The sequence below is a fragment of the Verrucosispora sp. WMMA2044 genome, from assembly GCF_027497155.1.
Lineage (GTDB): Bacteria > Actinomycetota > Actinomycetes > Mycobacteriales > Micromonosporaceae > Micromonospora > Micromonospora palythoicola.
In genome coordinates this window covers 2,723,204-2,747,241 of sequence record NZ_CP114913.1, presented here as the reverse complement: position 1 = coordinate 2,747,241, position 24,038 = coordinate 2,723,204, and the positions used below count along the sequence as shown (strand labels likewise).

At 71.0% G+C, this 24,038-nt stretch carries 23 protein-coding genes; 12 read left to right on the top strand and 11 right to left on the bottom strand.

Annotation, left to right across the window (positions count from 1 at the left end; translation table 11 throughout):
• Positions 1-83: 83 nt before the first annotated feature.
• Positions 84-860: an IclR family transcriptional regulator gene (locus O3597_RS12380; RefSeq protein WP_164447164.1), complete on the bottom strand. Its 777-nt coding sequence runs from the start codon at positions 858-860 to the stop codon at positions 84-86.
• 46 nt (positions 861-906) lie between these two features.
• On the opposite strand from O3597_RS12380, the gene eda reads away from it, so the two are divergent.
• From eda to O3597_RS12365, 3 genes are all read left to right on the top strand, one after another.
• Positions 907-1,545: a bifunctional 4-hydroxy-2-oxoglutarate aldolase/2-dehydro-3-deoxy-phosphogluconate aldolase gene (eda, locus tag O3597_RS12375; RefSeq protein WP_281604239.1), complete on the top strand. Its 639-nt coding sequence runs from the start codon at positions 907-909 to the stop codon at positions 1,543-1,545.
• A complete protein-coding gene (locus O3597_RS12370; RefSeq protein ID WP_164447162.1) occupies positions 1,542-2,645 on the top strand; it encodes a sugar kinase in 1,104 nt (367 codons plus the stop codon). Before eda ends, O3597_RS12370 begins: the two co-directional genes overlap by 4 nt.
• A 144-nt stretch (positions 2,646-2,789) precedes the next feature.
• Positions 2,790-3,347: a hypothetical protein gene (locus O3597_RS12365; protein WP_164447161.1), complete on the top strand. Its 558-nt coding sequence runs from the start codon at positions 2,790-2,792 to the stop codon at positions 3,345-3,347.
• Positions 3,348-3,402: 55 nt separating this feature from the next.
• Here O3597_RS12365 and O3597_RS12360 read toward each other — a convergent pair whose 3' ends face one another.
• Entirely contained in the window at positions 3,403-4,245 is an 843-nt protein-coding gene (locus O3597_RS12360) for an SgcJ/EcaC family oxidoreductase (RefSeq protein WP_164447160.1), read from the bottom strand.
• 67 nt (positions 4,246-4,312) lie between these two features.
• Positions 4,313-5,296 (bottom strand): RNA polymerase subunit sigma-70, encoded by a 984-nt coding sequence (locus O3597_RS12355; protein WP_166458510.1) that lies wholly within the window; start codon positions 5,294-5,296, stop codon positions 4,313-4,315.
• Between the two features lie 328 nt (positions 5,297-5,624).
• On the opposite strand from O3597_RS12355, the gene O3597_RS12350 reads away from it, so the two are divergent.
• The 3 genes from O3597_RS12350 to O3597_RS12340 all read left to right on the top strand — a co-directional run bounded on the left by O3597_RS12350 (position 5,625) and on the right by O3597_RS12340 (position 8,541).
• On the top strand, positions 5,625-6,926 hold the full coding sequence (locus O3597_RS12350; protein ID WP_281604238.1) for a TrkH family potassium uptake protein: 1,302 nt from the start codon (positions 5,625-5,627) through the stop codon (positions 6,924-6,926).
• Entirely contained in the window at positions 6,919-7,599 is a 681-nt protein-coding gene (locus tag O3597_RS12345; RefSeq protein ID WP_164447157.1) for a TrkA family potassium uptake protein, read from the top strand. The genes O3597_RS12350 and O3597_RS12345 overlap by 8 nt, the downstream gene beginning before the upstream one ends.
• A gap of 84 nt (positions 7,600-7,683) precedes the next feature.
• Entirely contained in the window at positions 7,684-8,541 is an 858-nt protein-coding gene (locus O3597_RS12340; protein ID WP_281604237.1) for a DUF4253 domain-containing protein, read from the top strand.
• A 12-nt stretch (positions 8,542-8,553) separates the two neighbouring features.
• On the opposite strand, the gene O3597_RS12335 is transcribed toward O3597_RS12340, so the two are convergent.
• Positions 8,554-9,399 carry an endonuclease/exonuclease/phosphatase family protein gene (locus tag O3597_RS12335; RefSeq protein WP_281604236.1) on the bottom strand — a complete coding sequence of 282 codons (846 nt, stop codon included), beginning with the start codon at positions 9,397-9,399 and terminating at the stop codon, positions 8,554-8,556.
• Positions 9,400-9,457: 58 nt separating this feature from the next.
• A complete protein-coding gene (locus tag O3597_RS12330; RefSeq protein ID WP_281604235.1) occupies positions 9,458-10,852 on the bottom strand; it encodes a short-chain fatty acyl-CoA regulator family protein in 1,395 nt (464 codons plus the stop codon).
• A gap of 217 nt (positions 10,853-11,069) precedes the next feature.
• Here O3597_RS12330 and aceA point away from each other — a divergent pair, with 217 nt between their 5' ends.
• The gene (aceA, locus tag O3597_RS12325) at positions 11,070-12,341 is read left to right on the top strand and encodes an isocitrate lyase (protein WP_164447155.1); all 1,272 of its coding nucleotides are present in this window, start codon (positions 11,070-11,072) and stop codon (positions 12,339-12,341) included.
• Positions 12,338-13,948: a malate synthase A gene (gene aceB, locus O3597_RS12320; RefSeq protein ID WP_164447154.1), complete on the top strand. Its 1,611-nt coding sequence runs from the start codon at positions 12,338-12,340 to the stop codon at positions 13,946-13,948. The genes aceA and aceB overlap by 4 nt, the downstream gene beginning before the upstream one ends.
• A gap of 68 nt (positions 13,949-14,016) precedes the next feature.
• On the opposite strand, the gene sthA is transcribed toward aceB, so the two are convergent.
• The 6 genes from sthA to O3597_RS12290 all read right to left on the bottom strand — a co-directional run bounded on the left by sthA (position 14,017) and on the right by O3597_RS12290 (position 19,994).
• Entirely contained in the window at positions 14,017-15,420 is a 1,404-nt protein-coding gene (sthA, locus tag O3597_RS12315; protein ID WP_281604234.1) for a Si-specific NAD(P)(+) transhydrogenase, read from the bottom strand.
• Positions 15,421-15,554: 134 nt separating this feature from the next.
• Positions 15,555-16,523: an ATP-binding protein gene (locus tag O3597_RS12310; protein WP_281604233.1), complete on the bottom strand. Its 969-nt coding sequence runs from the start codon at positions 16,521-16,523 to the stop codon at positions 15,555-15,557.
• A gap of 21 nt (positions 16,524-16,544) precedes the next feature.
• A complete protein-coding gene (locus O3597_RS12305) occupies positions 16,545-17,690 on the bottom strand; it encodes an LLM class flavin-dependent oxidoreductase (RefSeq protein ID WP_281604232.1) in 1,146 nt (381 codons plus the stop codon).
• Positions 17,680-18,072 carry an SCO5389 family protein gene (locus O3597_RS12300; protein WP_164447150.1) on the bottom strand — a complete coding sequence of 131 codons (393 nt, stop codon included), beginning with the start codon at positions 18,070-18,072 and terminating at the stop codon, positions 17,680-17,682. The genes O3597_RS12305 and O3597_RS12300 overlap by 11 nt, the downstream gene beginning before the upstream one ends.
• 97 nt (positions 18,073-18,169) lie before the next feature.
• Positions 18,170-19,129, bottom strand: a complete 960-nt coding sequence (locus O3597_RS12295; RefSeq protein WP_164447149.1) for a TIGR03557 family F420-dependent LLM class oxidoreductase — start codon at positions 19,127-19,129, stop codon at positions 18,170-18,172.
• Between the two features lie 154 nt (positions 19,130-19,283).
• Positions 19,284-19,994 (bottom strand): MerR family transcriptional regulator, encoded by a 711-nt coding sequence (locus tag O3597_RS12290; RefSeq protein ID WP_281604231.1) that lies wholly within the window; start codon positions 19,992-19,994, stop codon positions 19,284-19,286.
• A gap of 56 nt (positions 19,995-20,050) precedes the next feature.
• Here O3597_RS12290 and O3597_RS12285 point away from each other — a divergent pair, with 56 nt between their 5' ends.
• The 4 genes from O3597_RS12285 (at position 20,051) to O3597_RS12270 (ending at position 24,010) form a co-directional block, all read left to right on the top strand.
• The gene (locus O3597_RS12285) at positions 20,051-20,761 is read left to right on the top strand and encodes a hypothetical protein (protein ID WP_281604230.1); all 711 of its coding nucleotides are present in this window, start codon (positions 20,051-20,053) and stop codon (positions 20,759-20,761) included.
• A 21-nt stretch (positions 20,762-20,782) separates the two neighbouring features.
• A complete protein-coding gene (locus O3597_RS12280; RefSeq protein WP_281604229.1) occupies positions 20,783-21,145 on the top strand; it encodes a metalloregulator ArsR/SmtB family transcription factor in 363 nt (120 codons plus the stop codon).
• The gene (locus O3597_RS12275; RefSeq protein ID WP_164447145.1) at positions 21,142-21,639 is read left to right on the top strand and encodes an SRPBCC family protein; all 498 of its coding nucleotides are present in this window, start codon (positions 21,142-21,144) and stop codon (positions 21,637-21,639) included. Before O3597_RS12280 ends, O3597_RS12275 begins: the two co-directional genes overlap by 4 nt.
• 103 nt (positions 21,640-21,742) lie before the next feature.
• The gene (locus tag O3597_RS12270; protein WP_281604228.1) at positions 21,743-24,010 is read left to right on the top strand and encodes a catalase; all 2,268 of its coding nucleotides are present in this window, start codon (positions 21,743-21,745) and stop codon (positions 24,008-24,010) included.
• Positions 24,011-24,038: the final 28 nt, after the last annotated feature.

Below are 24,038 nucleotides of genomic sequence, written 5' to 3'. Positions count from 1 at the left end.
GAACGGCCCGCAGCGGGTCATCCAGCGGCTGAGGCTGGCCCACAGGGGCCAGCCAGGTAGCGGTGGCGGCGGGGTGGTTGGGCCTACGTGGTAAGCATGCTCCGGGCCTGGGCGAGACCACCCACCAGCTCGCGCAGCGCCGCGACGATCGCCGCTTCGAGGTCCGGGCTCAGCCGGCTGACCGGCACCGAGACGCTCACCGCGTCGACCGCCGGGCGGGCCAGCGGTACGGCCATCGCGACGCAGCGGATGCCCTCGGCGTTCTCCTCCCGGTCGACGGCGTGGCCGGTGGTCCGCACCGCTGCCAGGGCGGCGTGCAGGGCCTCGGGGTCGGTGACCGTGTGTGGGGTGAGGCGGGCCAGCGGCCAGGTCAGCATCCGGTCGACGTCGGCGTCCGGATGCTCGGCCAGCAGGGCCTTGCCCAGCGCGGTCGCGTGCGCCGGCAGCCGGCGGCCGATCGCGCTGTACAGCCGCAGCCGGTGCACCGACTCCCGTTTGGCGAGGTAGACGACTTGGTCACCGTCGAGTCGACCGAGGTGGACGGCTTCGCCGAAGCGGCGGGACAACTCGTCGAGCACACCGGACAGCAGGCCGACCAGGTCGTCCCCGTCCAGGTAGGCGGCGCCGACCCGCAGCGCCCGCAGGCCGAGGCGGAACCGGTTGCCGCTCTCGTCGGTCTGCACCCAGCCGCGACCGACAAGCGTCCGGAGCAGGCCGTGCAGGCTGCTCTTCGGTATGCCGAGGGCGCGGGCCAGGTCGCCCAGCGCCCAGGGCTGTGGCTGCTCGGCGAGCAGTTCGAGCAGGTCGAGGGTGCGTCCGGCCGACTTCACGGGCTGGAAATCCTCGGGCACGGTGGGCACGCGGCCACTCTAGCGAAGGGCGTACCCCTCCAGTAAGGTCACGTACGTGACCGACGTTCATAGTTCTGAACATTTGCCTGTCGGTCGGGTGCTGCCGGTGGTGGTGCTCGACGACGCGCGGCACGCCGACCCGCTCGGTGACGCCCTGGTCAAGGGTGGTCTGGCCGCGGTCGAGGTGACCCTGCGTACCGCCGCCGGGCTGGACGCCATCGCGGCGCTCGCGGCCCGCGACGACCTGACCGTCGGAGCGGGCACGGTGCTCACCGTCGAGCAGGCCGAGCGGGCGATCGGGGCCGGCGCCCGGTTCGTCGTGACCCCCGGCTTCGCGCCGGCCGTGGTCCGCGCCTGCCGACAGGCCGGCGTGCCGGTAGTGCCCGGAGCGGCCACCGCGACCGAGATCCAGATGGCCCTCGACGCCGGCCTGAACGTGGTCAAGTTCTTCCCCGCCCAGCAGCTCGGTGGCGCCGCGATGATCAAGGCTCTCGCGGCGCCGTTCCGCGACGTCCGGTTCATCCCCACGGGTGGGATCACCGCCGCGGTGATCGCCGACTACCTGGCCCTGCCGGCGGTCCTGGCCGTCGGGGCGAGCTGGATGGTCTCGGCCGACCTGATCGCCGGCGAGCAGTGGGACGAGATCGCCACCCGTACCCGGGCGGCACTGGCGGCGGCCGGAGGTGCGGTGTGAGTGCGGTGGAGCCTCGGCCGAAGGCCGACTGCCGGTACGACCTGGTTTCGCTCGGTGAGGTCATGCTGCGGCTCGACCCCGGTGCGGGGCGGGTCCGCACCGCCCGCCAGTTCCGGGTCTGGGAAGGTGGCGGCGAATACAACGTCGCCCGGGGCCTGCGCCGCTGCTTCGGCCTGCGCACCGCCGTGGTCACCGCGTTCGCCCGCAACGAGGTCGGCCTGCTGCTGGAGGACCTGATCCTTCAGGGCGGCGTCGACACCAGCCTGATCACCTGGCTGCCGTACGACGGGATCGGCCGCACCGTCCGCAACGGACTGAACTTCACCGAGCGCGGCTTCGGCGTCCGTGGCGCGGTCGGCACCTCCGACCGGGGCCACTCCGCGGCCAGCCAGCTCAAGCCGGACGACGTCGACTGGGACCACCTCTTCGGCACGCTCGGGGTGCGGTGGCTGCACACCGGCGGCATCTACGCCGCCCTGTCCGACACGGCCGCGCAGACCGCCGAGGCCGCGATGACCGCCGCCCGTCGGCACGGCACCCTCGTCTCGTACGACCTGAACTACCGACCCAGCCTCTGGAAGGCCGTCGGTGGCCAGGAGCGGGCGCGGGAGGTGAACACCCGGCTCGCCGGCCTGGTGGACGTCATGATCGGCAACGAGGAGGACTTCACCGCCTGCCTGGGCTTCCCGGTGCCGGACACGGACATCCACAGCGGTGCGCTGGACGCCGGCAACTTCAAGGCGATGATCGAGGCGGTCGTGCGGGCGTACCCCAACTTCAAGGTGGTGGCGACCACCCTGCGCGGGGTACGCAGCGCGACGGTGAACGACTGGGGCGCGGTGGCCTGGGCCCGCGGTGCGTTCGCCGAGGCCACCCACCGACCCGGCCTGGAGATCCTGGACCGGGTCGGTGGCGGTGACAGCTTCGCCTCCGGGCTGATCTACGGCCTGCTCGAACGCGACGGCGACCTGGCCGCCGCGGTGGAGTACGGTGCCGCCCACGGCGCGCTGGCGATGACCACGCCGGGCGACACGTCGATGGCCAGCCTGGCCGAGGTGGAGGCGTTGGTGCGCGGAGCCGGCGCCCGGGTGCAACGCTGACCCTGTCGCTTCGGACGTTCGTGTTCGGTTGGCGTCAGTGCGGAAATTGACACACATGTTGTGGTCCCGGCCGGGCGGCCGAACGATGAGTTACATGAGTGACAAGTCATTCGATTGACCGACCTCCGGAGAGGAGTGCCGGTCATGCCGGACGAATTCATCATGGGTGTACCCGAGGACCTTCGCTTCGATGTCATCGAGCTGCTGCCCCCGGAAGCGCTCGCCAGCCTTGCGCGAGAACCCTATTCCAGGGAGCTTCTCTGGGAGTACTTCCAGAAGGCCGACGTCTACTTTGTCGACAGGCCCCGCGATGTGGAGGATCGGAGGTCGGTCGACGAGCTGATCGACGGCCTCCGGGACAATCTCTATTTCCGGGGGCCTGGCAACGAGAAGCTGAACAGACTGTTCTACAAGACGCTCATCAGGCTGCCGAGCTGGGTGCCACGGCCGGACGGCGGAGAGCGGGGCGACCAGGTCGAATTCGTGGCTGCCTGCGTCAGTGGCGGAATCCCGCGAAGCTCCGACGCGATCAACCGCCGGGAGGCGCTTGAGGAGTTCGCGAAGACCGCCATCCGGCTGAACCTCTTCTCGTACTCCGACACGGGCGAGCGGTATCCGGACCAGGACCTGTCGAGGGTCATCGACGCCTGGGCCAGCGGCAAGATCGTGTACCTGTTCAACCCGGAGCAGCCCGGCAACTAGCCTGGTTTCAGGTCCAGCGGACGGTAGACGCCGCACCGGGACCGGACCGGTCCGTTCAGGGGAGCAGATCGGTCCGGGCGGCACCGGTGGCCGGGTCGAACGGGTAGGACAGGTGCTGGTGCACCAGTTGCCAACCGCCGTCGCGTCGGGCGAAGACCCGGGTACCGCGCGACCAGCTCTCGACTGTCTCGGCACCGGGCGGCGTGACCCGTACCCGGTTCAGGCCCCAGGCGACGGCGAGATCCCCGTCGACCACGAGCGTCTGGTCGGGCACCGCCCAGCTCACCGCTCCGTCGCCCGAGGCGTCGAGGCCGGCCCGGCAGATCTCGCGTACCGCCGGTTCGCCGACGTACCGCAGCGGCGCCTCGTGCTCGTACGACACCACATCGTCGGCGATCGGCTCCATCAGCGCGGCGAGGTCCTTCGCCGCTGTCGCGGCGAACCACCGCTCGTGCAGGTCGTGCAGCTCCCGCTCATCGGCTGCGGTATCCGGGTCGGGTGTCGGGTCGAGCGCGAACGAGTGATGCTCGTGGGTGACCACCCAGCGGTCGTCCTGGCGGCGTAGGCCCAGGGTGAGGCGCAACCGCCGGTCAGGTGCCTCGGTCAGGTCCGCCGGTGTGCCACAGCGCAGCAAGGCGTACGCGAACGCCACGTCGGCACCGGCGGTAACGTCGAGCGACTCGATGTCGAACGACGCGCCTTGGGCCTGCCACCGGAAGAACGGAAGCCAGGTCTGCCGGTAGGCGTCGATTCCGCGTACCCCCTGCTGTGGTGGCGGCACGTCGAACATCACGATGTCCTGGGCGTGGTCGGCGAGCACCGTGGCGAGATCCCCCTGGTGTACCGCCCTGGCCCAACGTTCGATCAGCTCGCGGATCTGTTCTTCATCGGTGGTCATGCTCGGCACGGTCCTTCCGGGGGTTGATCGGCTCCGTTACACCTACAACCCCGGCCGGAGCGGAAACTCACCGCCGGACGGCGGTTTCGTCATCGGAAAGTCGGTCGGGCAGGCCGAAGGCCGAGAACGGGGCGTCGAGGAAGGAGACCACCTCGGTGACCCGGGCACCGTCGAGCGCCAGCAGGTCCAGGCCCGCCGGCAGGTAACTCCGTCGGGCGTCGTCCCACAGGTACGTGCCGAACGCGAGCTGCCCGTTGGCCCGGGCGGGCAGGAACCGCCAACGGTGCGACAGCACCGCCTCGACCAGGAAGTCACGGATCGCGGCGCGGCCCTCGTACCAGACCCGCTGCGGCGGCATCGAGTACCGCGCCGCGTCGGTCAACATCGCCACCAGGGTCTCGACGTCGCCGCCCTCCCAGGCTGCCGCGTACCGCCGGGCCAGGTCCTGCCGTGCCGGGTCACCGAGCGTGCCCAGGGTCCGTTGCTGGGTCCGGTCCGGCAGCCGGTCCGCGAGCACCGCGCGAGCCCGTCGCAGGGCGCTGTTGACCGCCACGACTGTGGTGCCCAGCAGGTCGGCGACCTCGCGTGCCGGGAAGTCGAGCACGTCGCGCAGCAGCAGGACGGCACGTTGCCGGGCCGACAGGTGTTGCAGTGCGGCGACGAACGCCAGCTCCACACTCTCCCGGGCGATCACCCGCGCCGCCGGGTCCAGGTGGTCGGCCCAGGCCATCAACCGATCCGGGTACGGCTGCAACCACGCCACCTCGGCCGCCGCATCCGGACGCAGGGCGGCGGGCAGTTCACGGCGGCGTCGTCGCTCGGCCAGTGTCAACGCCCGGTTCGTCGCGATCCGGTACAGCCAGGGCCGGATCCCGGCGTGATCGTCGAGGCGGTCCAGCGCGCGCCAGGCCCGATCCAGCGTCTCCTGTACCGCGTCCTCCGCCTCGTGCAGCGAACCCAGGATCCGGTAGCAGTGCGCCCGCAACTCGTCCCGCACCGGCCCGACGAGACGACCGAAGGCCACACCGTCACCGGCCCGCGCCGCCGCCAGTAGCTCCGCGTCCGACCCGTCCGCCCGGCGCGGTCGCTGCCAAGGCGTCCGATCAGGCTCCACACCGGCACGGTACGCCGGCCGAACCTCGGCGTGTCACTCCACCTGCCGGCCCGCCGGACCCGGGACGCGTCGGTCGTGCGACGATGCGCCCTGTGTTGATCGCTGCTGGCCAGCGGCGGCCGGTGGGCCGGTCCGCCGGGGGCCTTGTCGACAATCCGGACCGGTCGAGGGCACGCTCCTTCGGCCGGGGCGGACGGCCGTGCGTCTGGTGACCCGACGGCCCGCGTGGCAGCGACGCGGCGACCGTTTCCGACACCCCGCGCAGATGATCGCCGTGGGATTCGCCGGTGCGGTCGCAGTGGGCACCGGTCTGCTGTCCCTGCCCTGGGCAACCCGATCGGGAGATTCCCCCGAGCTGGTGGACGCGTTGTTCACCGCCACCTCGGCGGTGTGCGTCACCGGCCTGGTCACGGTCGACACCGGCAGCTACTGGTCCGGCTTCGGGCAGGCGGTCATCCTGCTGCTCATCCAGATCGGCGGCCTCGGGATCATGACCCTGGCCACGCTGTTCACCGTGCTGCTGTCCCGTCGGCTCGGGCTACGTGCCCGCTTCCTCGCCCAGGCGGAGACCAAGAGCCTCAACCTGGGCGACATACGCGGCGTGGTGCGTCGCATCGTCGTGTTCAGCCTGGTCAGCGAGGCCGTGGTGGCCACGCTGCTCACCATCCGGTTCGCCACCACGTACCAGCGCCCGTTCGGCGCCGCGCTCTACGAGGGCGTCTTTCACGCGATCTCCGCGTTCAACAACGCCGGCTTCTCCACGTACGCGGACAACCTGATGGGGTACGTGACCGATCCCTGGATCACCCTGACCGTCGCGGCGGCGGTCATCCTCGGTGGCCTCGGCTTCCCGGTCGTGTTCGAACTGGTCCGCACCTGGCGCCGCCCGGCGTACTGGTCGGTGACGACCCGGATAACCGTCGCGCTGACCGTGGCGCTGCTGGCCCTCGGTACGGCGGTCTTCACCCTCGCCGAGTACTCGAACCCGGGCACGTTCGGCCCGCTCGGTGGTCCGCAGAAGCTGCTCGCCGGATTCTTCGCCTCCGCGATGACCCGTACCGCCGGTTTCAACAACGTCGACATCGGTGCCATGCGCCCGGAGAGCCTGCTCGCCAGCGACGTGCTGATGTTCATCGGCGGCGGCAGCGCGGGCACGGCCGGCGGCATCAAGGTCACCACCTTCGGGCTGCTCGCCTTCGTCCTGTGGTCCGAAATGCGGGGCGAGACCCAGGTCAACGTCGGCCACCGGCGGATTCCGGCCAGCAACCAGCGGCAGGCCCTCGCGATCGTCCTGCTCGGCGCCGGTGCGGTCGCCGTGGCCACCTTCATCCTCCTGGCCATCACCCCGTACCGGCTCGACGCGGTCCTGTTCGAGGTGGTGTCGGCCTTCGGCACCGTCGGCCTGTCCACCGGCATCACCGCTGACCTGCCACCACAGGCCGACGTGCTGCTCGTACTGCTGATGTTCGCCGGCCGGATCGGACCGCTCACGTTGGCCTCCGCGCTGGCGCTGCGGGACCGTAACCGGCGTTTCGAGCTACCCGAGGAGAGGACGATCGTTGGCTGACATCCGTAACGAGCCGGTCGTCGTGATCGGTCTGGGCCGCTTCGGCAGCGCGCTGGCTCTCGAACTGGCCAAGCGGGGCACCGAGGTGCTCGCCATCGACAGCCAGCCGAAGATCGTGCAGAGCATGGTGGGGCAGCTTCCGCACGTGATCACCGCCGACTCGACCGACATCGAGGCGCTGCGGCAGCTCGGCGTGGGCGACTTCCACCGGGCGGTGGTGGCGATCGGCACCGACATCCAGGCCAGCATCCTGACCACCAGCCTGCTCGCCGAACTCGGCATCCCCGACATCTGGGCCAAGGCCATCACTGGGCAGCACCGCAACATCCTGACCCGCGTGGGCGCCCATCACGTGATCGCGCCCGAGCACGACATGGGCGAACGCACCGCCCATCTGCTCACCGGCCGCATCCTCGACTACGTGGAGGTGGACGCCGACTTCGCCGTCATCAAGACCAAACCGCCGGGCGACGTGGTGGGCATGCCGCTGCGCGAGTCCCGGCTGCGCAGCCGGTGGGGGGTGACCGTGGTGGCGGTGAAGCCGGAAGCGGCCGTCGGTGGACGACGGCCCGGTTTCACCCACGCCACCCCCGACACCGTGCTGAGCTACGGAGACCTGATCCTGGTGGTCGGCCCGGTCGACAACGTCGAGAGGTTCGCCGCCGCCGAGTGACGTGGACCGACCACGAGCGCGCGTTGGCGACGCGACCGGCTTGTTACCCCGGATTGTCGGACTTGGCGGCTATCCTCACGCGTCGTGACCGCACAGCTGAACGAGATGCCGCCCGACCTGCTGGACTTGTTTGCGGACGCCGCTGCTCGCCCCCGGACGTTGTCCGTTCCGCTGCCGCCCGGCCGGACGGTCCGCGGCGATGAGGGCGACGCCGACCGGCCGACGCTGTGGCTCAGCGATGAACCGGCTCCGGCTGGGCTGTGGCCGCGATTGCACGCCGCCCACCAGCAGTCAGGGTTGTGGCCGTTGCTGCTGGACGGCTACGACGGTGAGCCGACGCGGCCCTGGGAGGACGGCGAGTTCTGGCCCGGGCGCGGGTCGTCGCCGGCCGAACATGATCCGGAGCGGCTGCTCGCCGGTTGGTGGGCCGACCAGACGGCCCCCTACGACGGTGACGACGAGCTGTCCAACGACCGGCGGGCCGCCGTCGCCGCCCCGTACGGGCGGGACTGGCCGGGGCTGGCGCCGCCCGGCGAGCCGTGGACGACGCCGGAGCGACACGCGGACCACTGGGCCGAGCAGCTGACGCTGGCCCAACCGGCGATGCGCCTCGGCCTGGTCCCCGCCGAGCGGGGCAGCGACGCCCTGGCCGTCCTCGGCTGGCAGGGCGCGATCAACCACACCGCCGATCCCGGCCGGTTGTCGGCCGTGCTGCGTAGCTGGGAGGATCGGTTCGGGGTCCGGGTGATCGGGGTCGGTTTCGCCGAGCTGTACCTGAGCGTCGCCGCGCCTCCGGAGCACACCACCGAGGCGTTGCGGGTGGCCGCCGAGCATTTCGCCTTCTGCCCAGACAACGTCTGGCAGGGGCAGCGGCCGTGCACCCTGGCCGCGTACGCCGAACGTATCGTCGACGCGCCGACCTGGGCGTTCTGGTGGGACTGACCCGGGTGGTCCTCAGTGGGCGGGATCGCCCTGACCGGGCAGCGTGAGCGTCACCAGGAAGGCCGCGTGGTCGGTCGTCCGTTCCATGCTGACCGACCTGGTGGACTCGATCGGCAGGTCCGCCGTGGCCATGAACTGCTGCACCCCGCCGTCGTGCCGGTGCCGGTAGTCCGCCGGTACGCAGGAGCGCACGTCGGGTGTGCCACCCTGCCGCAGGTTGAGGTCGCCGCTGACCACCGTGGGCAGGTAGCGACCGTCGGCGTGCAGTTGCGGGATCGCCGTGCCGACCAGGTGGGAGCACTGGGCGAGGGCCAGGGTCGAGCTGGTGTACGCCAGGTGGGTGGTGCAGGCGAAGAAGAGGGTGCGGGCCTCGACGCAGAGCCAGGCCCGTTGCTCGGGGTCGGCCGGGTCCTGTGCCGGGTAGATCCCGGCGTGCACCTCGTGTTCGCCGGCGGGCGCCGCGATGTGGGTCAGCACTCCGACGCCGTATTGCTGCCCGTTGACGCAGCGGTACGGCTCACCGGTGCGGCCGTTTCGCGCCGGCTGGAAGGCGGCCACCACCGTGCCGGCGTGCACGTCCGTCATCACCCGTTCCAGGGTGTCCACGTCGCCGGAGCAGATCTCGTTGAGGGTGACGACGTCGGGGGTTTCGGCCCGGATCACCTCGGCGGCCCGAGCCACCGCGCGACCCGTGTAGCACCCGGTGGCCATGCCGCTGTTGCACAGGTTCAGTTGGAGCACCCGCAGCGGTGCGGGCGCGACCGGTGCGACGACGGAGCAGCCGGCCAGCAGTACGGCGACCGAGACCAGGGCGGCGGCGGCCACCAGTGGCCGGGGAACTGTCGGACGAGAAACCATGCACCAGCCCTGGGCTCGCGGAGGGGCTGAAAGTGTATCCGTACCGGCGGGACGGCGCTCAGGTCCGCAACGGGTACGGGATGAAGGTGCTGCGGTTCTCGTCCAAGTCCAGTTGCCGACTGATCGGGGGCGCGGCCCGCTGCGGACAGGTCATCCGCTCGCAGGTCTTGCAGCCCGGCCCGATCGGGGTCGCGGCCTCGGCCGCGTGCAGGTCCATCCCGGTGGAGTAGACCAGCCGGCTGGCGTGCCGCACCTCGCAGCCCAGCCCGATGGCGTACACCTTGCCGGGTTGGCCGTAGCCGCCGTGGTGGCGGGTGATGGTGCGGGCGATCCACAGGTAACGTTGCCCGTCCGGCATGGCGGCGACCTGGGTGACCACCCGCCCCGGCGCACCGAACGCCTCGTACACCGTCCACAACGGACAGGTGCCGCCGGTACGCGAGAACGGAAAGCCGGTGGCCGACTGTCGTTTCGACATGTTGCCGGCCCGGTCGACCCGGACGAAGGAGAACGGCACGCCGCGCGCCCGGGGCCGCTGCAACGTGCTGAGCCGGTGGCAGACCGTCTCCCAGCCCATCGCGTAGTGCTGGGTGAGCAGGTCGATGTCGTACCGACGCTGCTCGGCGGCGGCCAGGAAGTGTTCGTACGGCAGCAGCAGCGCCGCCGCGAAGTAGTTGGCCAGGCCGACCCGGGTGAGGATCTGGGTCTGCACGTCGTCGAACTCCTCCGACTCGACGATTTCGTCGATGACGTCGGCGAACTCCAGCAGTGCGATCTGCGCCGCCATCCGCATCGCCTCCTGCCCGGCGCGCAGCGACGTGGACAGGTGCAGGGTCCGGGTCTGCGGGCGGTACCGGTGCAGCTCACCACCGAGTGCGGCGGCGTCCTCGCGGGCGACGTGCACGCCGTGCCGTTGCGCCAGCCGGTCGCGGAGCAGGGCGCGGACCTCGCCGCGGCGCAGCGCCATCCGTCCGGCCAGCCGCTCGGCCTCCTCGTCGAGATCCGGCACGTAGTTCTGCCGCCGGTAGAAGAACTCGGTGACCTGGTCGTGCGGGCTGCGGCCGATCCGCTCGCGGTCACCGACCAACTCGGCGAGCTGTTCGTCGGCCTGCTGGTAGCGCCGGTGCAGCTCGATGACCGCCGCCGCCACCTCCGGCAGCCGGGTGGCCAGTTCGGTGAGTTCGGTCAGGCCGGCACGTCCGGGCAGCGCCTCGCGTAGCCCGGCGACCAGCCGAGGGGTGTCGTGCGCGGCGAACACGGTCGGGTCGACGCCGAACAGTTCGGTGATGCGTAACAGCACCGGCACGGTCAGTGGCCGGCTGTCGTGCTCGATCTGGTTGAGATAGCTCGGGGAGATGCTGAGGTGCCGGGCCAGCTCCGTCTGGCTCAGCCCGCGCTCCTCGCGCATCCGGCGCAGCCGCGCGCCGGCGAACGTCCTGGCGACCGCCCTCACCTCCCTGCTCCGTCGACCGGGTCCGGCCACATTAGCACTGCTGCGAATAGCCGCTTTCACAACTTCGCAGAATCGCCCGTCGACTTTTCAATAATTGGCTTTTTCCGTCCCTCGACCGCCTCCGGCCTGGCATGTGACCGTTGGCTGCACACCCGGCGGCCCGGCGTCTCGCGCAGCGTCACCAGGTGACGACGGAATTCGAAGGGAATGAGAAACGATGGTTACCGCGGTCGAGCAGTTGCAGCACGAATGGGACACCAACCCTCGCTGGCGGGGTGTGCGACGCAGCTACCGCGCCGAGGACGTGGTGCGGTTGCGTGGCGCGATCCAGGAGGAGCACACCCTGGCCCGGCACGGCGCGAACCGGCTGTGGCGGTTGCTGAACAGCGAGGACTACATCCACGCCCTCGGTGCCCTCACCGGCAACCAGGCCGTGCAGATGGTCCGCGCCGGGCTCAAGGCGATCTACCTGTCCGGCTGGCAGGTGGCCGCCGACGCGAACCTGGCCGGGCACACCTACCCCGACCAGAGCCTGTACCCGGCCAACTCGGTGCCCGCGGTGGTGCGTCGGATCAACAACGCCCTGCTGCGTGCCGCGCAGATCACCACCGCCGAGGGTGACCCGTCCGGCATCGACTGGCTGGCACCGATCGTCGCCGACGCCGAGGCCGGCTTCGGTGGCGTGCTCAACGCGTACGAGCTGATGAACGCGATGATCGCGGCCGGGGCCGCCGGCGTGCACTGGGAGGACCAGCTCGCCAGCGAGAAGAAGTGCGGTCACCTCGGCGGGAAGGTCCTCATCCCCACCGGCCAGCACATCCGCACCCTGGAGGCGGCGCGGCTGGCCGCCGACGTGGCGGGCGTGCCGTCGGTGGTCATCGCCCGTACCGACGCCCAGGCCGCCACCCTGCTCACCACCGACGTCGACGAGCGGGACCAGCCGTTCGTCACCGGCGAGCGCACCGCCGAGGGCTTCTACCGGGTCCGTAACGGCGTCGAGCCGTGCATCGCCCGTGGCCTGGCGTACGCGCCGCACGCCGACCTGCTCTGGATGGAGACCAGCACCCCGGACCTGGAGGTCGCCCGCCGCTTCGCCGAGGCGATCAAGGAGCAGTACCCGGACCAGCTGCTCGCCTACAACTGCTCGCCGTCGTTCAACTGGCGCAAGCACCTCGACGACGCGACCATCGCCAAGTTCCAGCGGGAACTGGGCCACATGGGGTACAAGTTCCAGTTCATCACCCTGGCCGGCTTCCACGCCCTCAACTACTCGATGTTCGACCTCGCCCGGGGCTACGCGACCGACGGCATGTCGGCGTACGTCTCGCTTCAGGAGCGGGAGTTCGCGGCCGAGCCGGCCGGCTACACCGCGGTCAAGCACCAGCGCGAGGTGGGTACCGGTTACTTCGACCTGATCAGCACGGTGCTCAACCCGGCCGCCGAGACCACCGCGCTGCGTGGCTCCACCGAAGAGGAGCAGTTCGCATGAGATACGAGATCATCGGCCCGATGGCCGAACGCTTCGACGAGGTCCTCACCGATGCGGCGCTGGACTTCCTGGTCGCGCTGGACAGCGAGTTCGCCGCCCGTCGGGTGGCCCTGCTGGACACCCGCCGGGCCCGTCGCGACCGCTACGCCACCGGCCAGCTGCCCGACTTCCTGCCGGAGACCGCCGCGGTCCGCGACGACCCGACCTGGCAGGTGGCGGCGCCCGCACCCGGCCTGGAGGACCGGCGAGTCGAGATCACCGGGCCGCCGGACCGCAAGATGACCATCAACGCGTTGAACTCCGGCGCCAAGGTGTGGCTCGCCGACTTCGAGGACGCCACCGCGCCGACCTGGCAGAACGTCATCAGCGGCCAGCTCAACCTGATCGACGCCCTGGACCGCCGGATCGACTTCACCGACGCGCGTGGCAAGCGGTACGCGCTCGGCGACGACCTGGCCACGATCGTGGTGCGGCCGCGCGGTTGGCACCTGGTGGAGAAGGGCATCGTGGTCGACGGTCGACCGATCTCGGCCAGCCTGGTCGACTTCGGGCTGTACCTGTTTCACTGCGCCCGTCGGCAGCTCGACGCCGGCAAGGGCCCGTACTTCTACCTGCCGAAGCTGGAGAGCCACCGCGAGGCGCGGTTGTGGAACGACATCTTCGTCTTCGCCCAGCGCTACCTCGGGCTGCCGCAGGGCACCATCCGGGCCACCACGCTCATCGAGACGATCACCGCCGCGTTCGAGATGGAGGAGATCCTCTACGAGCTGCGCGAGCACTCGGCGGGCCTGAACGCCGGGCGGTGGGACTACATCTTCAGCATCATCAAGAACTTCGGCCAGTGGCCGGACTTCGTCCTGCCGGATCGCGCCGAGGTGACGATGACCGTGCCGTTCATGCGGGCGTACACCGAACTGCTGGTGCGCACCTGTCACCGACGTGGCGCGCACGCGATCGGCGGGATGGCCGCCTTCGTCCCGGCTCGTGACCCGCAGGTCAACGAGATGGCGTTGAGCAAGGTGCGGGCGGACAAGCAGCGCGAGGCCGGTGACGGCTTCGACGGCTCCTGGGTCGCCCACCCCGGCCTGGTGGCGACCTGCCGCGAGGTCTTCGACGCGGTGCTGGGCGAGCGCCCGAACCAGCTCGACCGGCGTCGTGACGAGGTGACGGTGACCGCCGCCGAGCTGCTCTCGGTGGACAAGACCCCGGGACAGGTCACCGAGGCGGGGGTGCGCGCCAACGTCGCGGTGGCGCTGCGCTACATCGACGCCTGGCTCGGCGGCGCGGGCGCGGTGGCGCTGTGGAACCTGATGGAGGACGCGGCCACCGCCGAGATCGCCCGTTGCCAGTTGTGGCAGTGGCTGCACCACGGCACCCCGCTGGCCGGCGGGGGAGCGGTGACCGAGGAACTGGTCCGTTCGATGCTCGCCGAGGAACTGGCCACGGTGACCGAAGGGCGCGCGGACGCCGAGCGGGAACGCGCCGAGCAGGCCGCGCGGATCGTCGAGGAGACGGCGCTCGGTGAGGACCTGCCGTCGTTCTTCACCACCAGCGCGTACGCCCGGCACCTGGGGCCGGCGCGGGCGCTCGCGCTGGCGGCGGGCTGAGGCTGATCGTCCCGACGCGACGGCGCCGGTTCCGGGGCTCGGACCCCGGCCGGCGCCGTCGCGTCCCGTCAGCCGTCGATCCGGGTGATGTTGCGGATCTTGTTGGACGCGTCCAGGGCGGCCACCTTGTACGCCTCGGCCAGCGTCGGGTAGTTGAACACCGTGTCGACCAGGTAGTCCACCGTGCCGCCGCAGCCCATCACCGTCTGCCCGATGTGCACGATCTCGGTGGCGCCGGTGCCGAAGACGTGCACGCCGAGCAGCCGGCCGTCCGTCGGCGAGACGAGCAGCTTCAACATGCCGTACGAGTCACCCACGATCTGGCCGCGCGCCAGCTCGCGGTAGCGGGCGATGCCCACCTCGAACGGCGTCGCGCTGTCGGTCAGCTCCTCCTCGGTCTTCCCGACGAAGCTGATCTCCGGGATGGTGTAGATGCCGATCGGCTGCAACTCGTGCATCGGGCGGTCCGGCTCGCCGCAGGCGTGTTGCGCGGCCAGCCGCCCCTGCTCCATCGACGTCGAGGCCAGCGCCGGGAAACCGATGACGTCGCCGACGGCGTAGATGTTCTCCACCGCGGTGCGGTAGTTCGCGTCGACCTCGATGCGACCGCGTCGGTCCGCGGTCAACCCCGCCGCGGCCAGGTCCAGACCGTCGGTCTGGCCCTGCCGGCCGGCCGAGTACATGACCGTGTCGGCGACGATCTTCTTGCCGCTCTTGAGGACGCACAATGCGGCGGTCTGGTGCTTTTCGACCGAGGCCACCTCCTCGCCGAAACGGAACGTCACGGACAGGTCCCGCAGGTGGTACTTCAGCGACTCGACGACCTCCTCGTCGCAGAAGTCGAGCATCCGCTCGCGTCGTTCGACCACGGTGACCTTCGTGCCGAGCGCGGCGAACATCGAGGCGTACTCCATGCCGATCACACCGGCGCCGACCACGACCATGCTGCGGGGTACGGCCTGGAGGTTGATGACGCCGTCGGAGTCCACGATGGTCCGGTCGTCGAAGTCGACGCTGTCGGGGCGTGCCGGCCGGGTGCCGGCGGCGATGATGGCCTTGTCGAAGGTGACCTTGGATTCGCGTCCCGAATCGCCGTCGACCCAGACCGAGTGGACGTCGGCGAACCGCCCGGTGCCGGTGATGATCGCGACCCGGTTTCGGGCCAGTTGGTTACGGATGACATCGGTCTGCCGGTTGATGACGTGCTGGGTCCGCGCGGCCAGATCGCTCACCGTGATCTCGTCCTTGACCCGGTAGCTGCTGCCGTAGAGGTCTCGCTGACTGAGGCCGGTCAGGTAGAGCACCGCCTCGCGCAGCGTCTTGGACGGCACGGTGCCGGTGTTGATGCACACCCCGCCGAGCATGTCGCGCCGCTCCACCAGGCCGACCCGCCGGCCGAGCTTCGCCGCGGCGATGGCGGCCTTCTGACCGCTGGGCCCGGAGCCCAGCACCAACAGGTCGTAGTCATACACGATCACCAGCGTCGCAAGATGTCGCGGCCGGCACCAGACCCGTCGCGTACCCGGCAGGTGACGTTAACCAGGTTGGAACAAACGCGGTGCCGCTGCCGGGCCAGGTGCCCGGCAGCGGTGCCGTCGTCGACGGTTCAGCCGGCCGTGGTGCCGGCGAGCGCGGCCGGTCCCATCTGGAAGTCCGGGTCGATCTGCGTGGTGAGGTCCACTCCGGTGCGCTCGTTGGCCCAGGCCTCGGCGTTACGCCGGTGGAACTCGTGGGCCCACCGGGTGAACGCCGCCCAGTCCTGCGTGGTGCCGTCGACGGCGTCGGCCATCAGGCCCAGCACCGCGCGGTTGGCGTTCTCGAGGTCGTGCAGCGGGCCGACCGCGCCACGCTCGGCACGGCGCACGTAGGCCGACCGGCTCATCCAGGCGAGCAGGTCCGCGCCGACGTGCTCGTGCAGGAAGGCCACGTCGGCGGCGTCCTCGACCTTGTTGCCGATCACCGACAGGGCCACCCCGTAGTCGCGCGCGTAGCCGGCGTACTGCCGGTAGACACTGACGCTGCGCACCGTCGGTTCGCAGACCAGGAAGGTGCGGTCGAAGCGGGTGAACAGTCCCGAGGCGAACGAGTCGGCACCCGCGGTCATGTCCACCACCACGTACTCGCCGGGCCCGTCGAGCAGGTGGTTCAGCAGCAACTCCACCGCGCCGACCTTGGCGTGGTAGCAGGCCACCCCCAGGTCCTCGGCGCTGAACTCGCCGGTCGCGGCCAGCCGGACGCCACCGACGGTGGTCACGCACTCGGCGTAGATGGGGTTTTCCTCCGCCACCCGCAGCAGCCGTGAACCCCGTCCGGGCGGGGTGGTCTTCACCATCTGCGCCGCCGAAGCGACACGCGGGTTGTCGCCGCGCAGATATTCCTTGATCGCCGGCAGGTGTTCACTCAACGGCCGCGCCGCGCTCACGGCGGCCGGACCACCCAGGGCCACCGCGAGATGCTGGTTGATGTCGGCGTCGATGGCCAGCACCGGGTGCCCCTCGGCGGTGAGATGGCGGGCGTGGAGCGCGGCGAGGGTGGTCTTGCCACTGCCGCCCTTTCCGACGAAGGCGATCTTCATCGGCGGCCCTCCACCCAGTTGCTAACGGTAACCGTTTCCATGAGAGGCATGGTAGCGGGCCGCCGCGTCGCCCGACGCCGAACCCACCTGACTCACCGGCATCGGTGTGTCCCGCCCGCCGTCGCCGACCGGTGCGAGATCGAGCACGTCGGTGGCCAGCCGGTGGATGTTGGCCAGGCCGACCTCGAGGCCGCCGCCGGCCTCCACCATGAACAGCAGGTGGCGTATGCCGGGCAGCGACGCCGCCCGCGCGACCGCCTGTCGGCAGCGGTCCGGCGCACCCACCGGGTGGATGTCGATCAGATGCTCCACGTAGCCGGCCGGATCCCGTGCTCCGGCCGGTGCGCCGTCCAGCCGGACGTACTCCCGGGTGCCGGCCAGCAGCGGGGGTAGGCCGCTGCCGACCAGCCCAGCCGCTTCCGCGTCCGTCTCCGCGACCTGGGCGAGGTGGGCGCTGGCATGCTCGACTCCGGCGGGATCGTGCCCGTGTGCCTCGGCCACCCTGGCGTAGCGGTCGAGCAGCTCGACCTTCTCGGCGAGGTCGGCGTGCAGGCCGAGCAGCAGCGGCAGGCCGTGCCGGGCGGCGAGATCGACCGTGCCGGTCGAGGTCGCCGCGACCCACACGGGCAGCCGCCGGCGTGGTCGCGGCACCACCGGGACCGCGCGAAACGGGAAGCGGTGGTTTCCGGCCACCTCCGGTCGCCCGGACAGCCACCTGGTCAACAGCTCCAGCGAGTCGTGGAACCCGTGCGTGAACCGCTCCGTCCCGGTGCCGAAGACCTCCAGATCCACCCAGGGCCCGCCCCGGCCGACGCCGAGCCGGAACCGGCCACCGGACAGCTCGTGCAGCAGTGCCGCCTCCTCGCCGACCGCCACCGGGTGCCGGTTGGACAGGATGCACGCGGCGGTGCCCACCGCGATGCGGCGGGTGGCCCCGAGCAGGTGCGCGGCGAAGGTGATCGCCGACGGGCAGACGCCGTAGGAGATGAAGTGGTGCTCGGCGATCCACACGCCGGCGAACCCGGCGGCCTCGGCCGCGCGACCGTACTGATGGGCGGCGGCCAGTGCCTCGGTGTGCGAGACGCCGGGGCGTTGCCCGGCGAGCAGGAACAGGTGCGCCCGTACGCCCCGACCTGCCCGCCGGACTCCGCCGGGATCAACAGTCACGCAGCTCGGGGGACTGGTTGAGTAGCTGGCCCCGTGTCGAGGTGAACCGGCGGTAGGTGTCGGAGTCGACGGCGGACGGTCGGAACGCCGCGATCCGGTGGCAGTTCTGGAAGGCGAGCTTGACGCCGAAGTGACGCTCCAGGCTGGACCGGATGGCGTCGCTGGCCAAGGCGCGCAACAGTTGGCCCCGCTCCGCCTCGCTGGGCGGAGGCACCTGGTTGTCGGCGAACTCGGCGTCGGAGGACGCCAGCTCCGACGCCACCCGGCTGACCGTCTGCCAGGCGTACGGCAGTGACTCGCGGACGCAGGCCACGAATGCCTCGTCGTCGACGGGGCCGGACTCGGCGGCCCGCAGCAGGCTCGGCGGCACGGTGAGAGACATGCTCCTCCTCGGCTAACGATCACGGTTGTCATTACCGCTACGTGGGGAGCACATCACGTCACTGTCGGGAGTGTCAATGCCGCCGCGCCGGACCCGGTCAGCCGAGGCCGCGCAACCGGACGGCGAGGGTGTCCTGGAAGAAATCGAGGAAGCCGTCCGGGTCCGGGCCGGCGTTCTGCAGCACCACGTGGTCGAAGCCCGCGTCGACGTAGGCCCGCACCGCCTCGACGTGCACGTCCGGGTCGGGGCCGACGGCGAACTGCTGCCGGATGTCGTCCTCGGTGACGGTGCGCGAGGCCGCGTCGAAGTTCACCGGGTTCGGCAGTTCGCTCATCACCTTCCAACCGGTGACCGACCAGCGGCTGGTCTGCCAGGCCGCCTGCACGGCCTGCGCCTCGTCGGGTGCCCAGGCGAGCGGAACCTCGGCGTAGCGGGGGCCCTGCCCGCCGAGCCGCTGGTAGGTCTGCACCAGGTCGGCCTCGGGCTCGGTGGCGAACAGGCCGTCACCGAGTTCCGCGGCGATGGTCGCGGACACCTCACCACTGGCGGCGACGGCGATGACGGGCAGCTCCTCCGGGAGGTCGAACACCCGGGCGTCGTCCAGCTGGAGATGCTTGCCCTCGTACGAGTGGTAGCCGCCCGTCCATAGCAACCGGATGATTTCCAGCGCCTCGCGGAGCCGCTCGTGTCGACCCCGTGCTCCCGGGAAACCCTGGCCGACCACGTGCTCGTTGAGGCGCTCGCCTGCACCGACGCCGAGGGTGAACCGGTTGTCGGAGACCAGGGCGAGCGTGGCGGCGGCCTGCGCGATGATCGCCGGGTGGTACCGCACGCTCGGGCAGGTGACCCCGGTCGCCAGCTCGATCCGGTCGGTCCGGGCGGCGATCGCCCCGAGCACCGTCCAGGTGAACGACGAGTGACCCTGACTGTCCAGCCAGGGGTGGAAGTGGTCGCTCATCTCGACGAAGTCGAACCCCACCTGCTCGGCGCGTACCGCCTGCCGGATGATCTCGTTCGGCCCGAAGCCCTCACTGGACAGCTTGTATCCGATCCGCATCAGCTCTCCCGATCATGAACCCAGTCCGTCTCTGCCACTTTTGCACTAGTAAGCCCGGTCCGGTGGAGGAAATCCGGTGAGTGCCGCTGCCGTTGTCGGCCACCGGCGCGGGAATCTCGGCCAGATGCGGTGCGGGGGCGACGGCCCAGGGACCTCAACCGGTCAAGCGCCGGACCGGGATCTCCAGCACGATGGCGTTCATGCCGTCACCGTCGACGACGTGGTCCTCGGTGGTGGGGCCGGCGGGCGAGAGGCGGTGCCGGCACAACCAGTCGAAGAGGTCCAGCCCGGCGCGGGCCACACCACACCCCGGTGGCACGACCGCCCGGACGACGGTGCGGGCCGGCAGGGTGAGCGTCGTGCCCCGCACGTCGGTCACGGCGACCGTGAAGGCGCCGGCAGGGGCACCGGACAGCCAGGTCACCAGGGTGGCCGGCGCAGCCGTACACAGCGCCGCCACCTCGACCGTGTCGGCCACCTCCACGCGGCGTAGGCGTAGCTGTCGCGGAGCCACGCGGGCCCGTCGGGGCAACAGTGGGCTGTCCGTCGCGAGCCGGTCCTCGACCGCGGCCACCGTCTCGACCATGGTGGCGATGTCGCGGCGCAGGGCCGTCACCGTCTCGGCCAACGCCTGACGCAGCTGTGCGTCGGGTGCGTCCGACAGCTCGGCGATCCGGCGCAGCGACAGGCCCAGTCGTTGCAGGCCCCTGATGTGTTCCAGCCGGGTCAGCTCGGGCACGCCGTACCACCGGTAGCCGGTGGTCGCATCGACCGCCGCGGGTCGCAGCAACCCGACCTTGTCGTAGTGGCGCAGGGTGCGCTCCGACACCCCGGACATCCGTGCCAGCTCACCGATGCGCCACACCGGTCCTCCTCGTGGCTTGACCTTGCCGCTGCGACAAGGTTCTAGCGTCGGCGCCCATGAGACGGGCTCACCAGATCGATCCGGCCCGGCTGACCGGTGCCCTGCTGCTGACCTCTTTGCTGACCATGGTTGCCGGTGCGGCCGTCGCCGTGCCATCCGGACTGACCCTGAATCCGGCCGAGCCGGCGGCCACGCTGTCCGCCGTGCACGCCCGGGCCGGACTGCACCTGACCGAGTTGGCCCTCGACGTCGTCGGGTGGCTCGCGCTGACCGGCGCGGCCCTCTCGGCGTTGGCCGCCATCGTCCGCACCGGGCAGCGCCTGGCGGTGCTGCCGGCCGGACTGCTGGCCGCGGCCGGCCTGGCGGGTCTGCTGCACGACGCGGGGAACCTGGCCGTCACCCAGCTGTCCGCCGATCGCACCGATCCGTCGGTCGTGGCCGTGGCCGGGGCGATCCTGCTGACCGCCAAGTGGACCGTCAATCTGGCCGGGCTGCTCTGGGTCGCCGCCACGGCAACCGCCGTGGTCTGCGTACCGATGCCGGCCGGGCTGCGGCGCGTCGGTGCCTTCGCCGCCATGGTCGGCCTCGCCGCGGTGGTGCTGCCCTGGACCACGGGTGTGGCCGGGCCGTCGGCGACGCTGGAGCAGTTCGGCTACCTCCTGCACCTGCCGCTCATGATCTGGTACGGAACGCTGGGCTGGCGCCTGCGCAACGGCGGGTGGTCCGGCCACGGCCGCCCGGGGTGCCCAGCGCGAGCGAAAGCGTAACTGATGGGTTACGCTTTGGCCGTGGACGACGTGGCCGCCGCGATCGCGGACCCGGTGCGGCGGCGCATCCTCGAACTGCTGCGTGAGCGTCGGCTGCCGGCCGGGCGGATCGCCGAGGAGTTCGAGATCAGCCGGCCCGCGATCAGCCGACACCTGCGCGTACTGCGCGACTGTGGCCTGGTCCGCGACACCGTCGTCGGCCGCCGGCGACTCTACGAACTGGATCCGACCCGGCTCGCCGAGCTGATCCGGTGGCTGACCCCGTTCACCCGGACCGATCTCTGGGAACGTCGCCTCGACGCCCTGGAGACCGAGGTCTACCGTGCCCGCCGCGACCGCCGTACCGGCGACTCGCCATCCGCCACTCAGGAGCGCACCGCATGACCCGAATCCCGACCGGCCGACTCTTCGGCGCCGAGGACGGCGTCGACCTGGTCCTCACCCGCACCTTCCCGGCCCCGATCGACGACGTGTGGGCCAGCCTCACCGAGCCGGAACGCACGGCACGGTGGTTCGGGCCCTGGGAGGGCGACGCCGCGCCGGGCCGCACCGTCCGGGTCCAGATGGCCATGGAGGAGGACGCGCCCTGGTCCGATCTGCGGATCGACGCGTGTGAGCCGCCCCGGCGGCTGGCCGTGTCCATGCGCGACGAGTACGGCCACTGGGTGCTGGAGTTGCTGCTCACCTCACACGGCGAGCGCACCGAGCTGCGCTTCGTGCAGCATCTCGACGACGCCACCGGCATCGGTGAGGTGGGCCCGGGCTGGGAGTACTACCTCGACTGTCTGGTGGCCGCGCGCGACGACACGGCGATGCCGTCGTTCGACGACTACCACCCGCCGATGAAGGCGTACTACGAGCAGCTCCGGCCGGAGTGATCGAAGATACCCACATCCGCGCCATTCGCTCCGTTTTGCTCGGTCCACCCCGGGTACCGCCCTGGTCATCTGGCTCTCGTGCCCCAGGGAGGTACCCGTCGAGATGAACGCCCGCAACCCCGCCGAGGCGGTAAGGAATGTCGTGGAGGCCGCGGCGGAGAAGGTGACCGACGCCGGCACCCCACAGGTGCCCGGTGCGCCGGGCAGCGCCCCGCCGCCGCGCGACGAGCCGACGACGCCACACGAACCGCTACCGCCCAAGCCCGAGCAGGGCGCTCCGCAGACCCGTACGCCCACCGGCGCCGAGACCGGCGCGCCGGCCACCGCCAACGGCCAGCAGGGTGCCTTCCTCACCACCGCGCAGGGTGCGCGGCTACGGGACACCGACCACTCCCTCAAGGCCGGCCCGCGCGGGCCCGTCCTGCTGCAGGACCACCACCTGCGGGAGAAGATCACCCATTTCGACCACGAGCGCATCCCCGAGCGGGTGGTGCACGCCCGCGGCGCGGGGGCCCACGGCGAGTTCACCGCCTACGGCACCGCCGAGGCCGTCACCCGGGCGGGCTTCCTGGCCAAGGGCCGGACCACCGAGGTCTTCGTCCGCTTCTCCACGGTGCTCGGTTCCCGGGGCTCGGCTGACACCGTCCGCGACACCCGGGGCTTCGCCACCAAGTTCTACACGGACGAGGGGACCTTCGACCTGGTCGGCAACAACATGCCGGTCTTCTTCATCCAGGACGCCATCAAGTTCCCCGACATCATCCACGCCGGCAAGCCGCACCCCGACCGCGAGATCCCGCAGGCCCAGAGCGCGCACGACACCTTCTGGGACTTCGTCTCGCTGCACACCGAGGCGCAGCACCACGCCATGTGGAACATGTCCGACCGGGGCATCCCGCGCTCCTACCGGACGATGGAGGGCTTCGGCGTGCACACCTTCCGGCTGGTCAACGCGGCCGGCGAGACGGTGCTGGCCAAGTTCCACTGGAAGCCGAAGCTGGGCGTGCACTCCCTGACCTGGGAGGAGGCTCAGCTGCTCGGCGGCATCGACCCGGACTTCCACCGGCGTGACCTCTACGACGCCATCGAGGCCGGCGCGTTCCCCGAGTGGGAACTCGGCCTCCAGGTCTTCCCCGACACGCCCGAGGAGACCTTCGCCGGCATCGACCTGCTCGACCCGACGAAGATCGTGCCGGAGGAACTCGCCCCGGTGCAGCCGGTCGGCAAGCTCACCCTGAACCGCACGCCGACCAATTTCTTCGCCGAAACCGAGCAGGTCGCCTTCCACGTGGGACACCTGCCGCCGGGCATCGACGTCACGAACGACCCGTTGCTGCAGGGACGGCTCTTCTCGTACGTCGACACGCAGTTGACCCGGCTGGGCGGGCCGAACTTCGCCCAGATCCCGATCAACCGGCCGCACGCCCCGGTCAACGACATGCTGCGCGACGGCTTCCACCAGCAGGCCGTGCACGCGGGCGTGGCACCGTACCGGCCGAACTCCCTGGACGGTGGCAATCCGTTCCCGGCCGGCGACGACGACCACCCGTTCGTCGACGTGCCGGTGCAGGTCGCGCAGGCGCCCAAGGTACGCGCCAACCCCGCCTCGTTCGACGACCACTTCAGCCAGGTCCGCCTGTTCTGGCTGAGCATGTCCCCGGTCGAGCGGGAACACATCATCCGGGCGTACACCTTCGAGCTGGGCAAGTGCTACCACCAGGCGATCAAGGAACGGCAGCTCCAGTGCCTGGCCAACATCGACCCGGTGCTCTGCGCCCAGGTGGCCACCGGCCTCGGTCTACCCGCGCCGGAGCCGACGGTGCCGTTGGCGGACGTCGAGCCCAGCCCGGCGCTGTCCCAGGTAGGGCGGCAGTGGCCGGCCGACGGCCGGATGGTCGGCATCGTCATCGACCCCGAGGCCGACCTCGACAGCGTCCGGGCGGCCCGCGAGGCGGTCTTCGCCGCCGACATGGTCCCGCTGCTGATCGCGCCGCACGGCGGAACGATCGGTGACCTGCCCGCGCAACGCAGCTTCGCCACCGGCCGCTCGGTCGAACTCGACGCGCTCCTGCTCGCCTCGGCGCCCGCGCCGGCACCGGACGCGATGCCGGCCCGGGACGCCAAGGCGGGCGCGGCCGGCTCGGCCACCGTCGACCCCCGGGTGCTGCTGATGGTGGAGGAGTGCTGGCGGCACGCCAAGGCCATCGGCGCGTGGGGGACCGGCGTCACGGTGCTGGAACAGGCCGGCGTCAACGGCTCGCCGGGCGTGCTCACCGGCGATTCCGCCAGTGAGGTCCTGACCGCCGTCCAGCAGTTGATGGCCAACCACCGCGTCTGGCACCGATTCCCCACCCCCGGCTCCACGCCGTAAAGATCTTGGTCCGTGAGCGCCCCCAGGA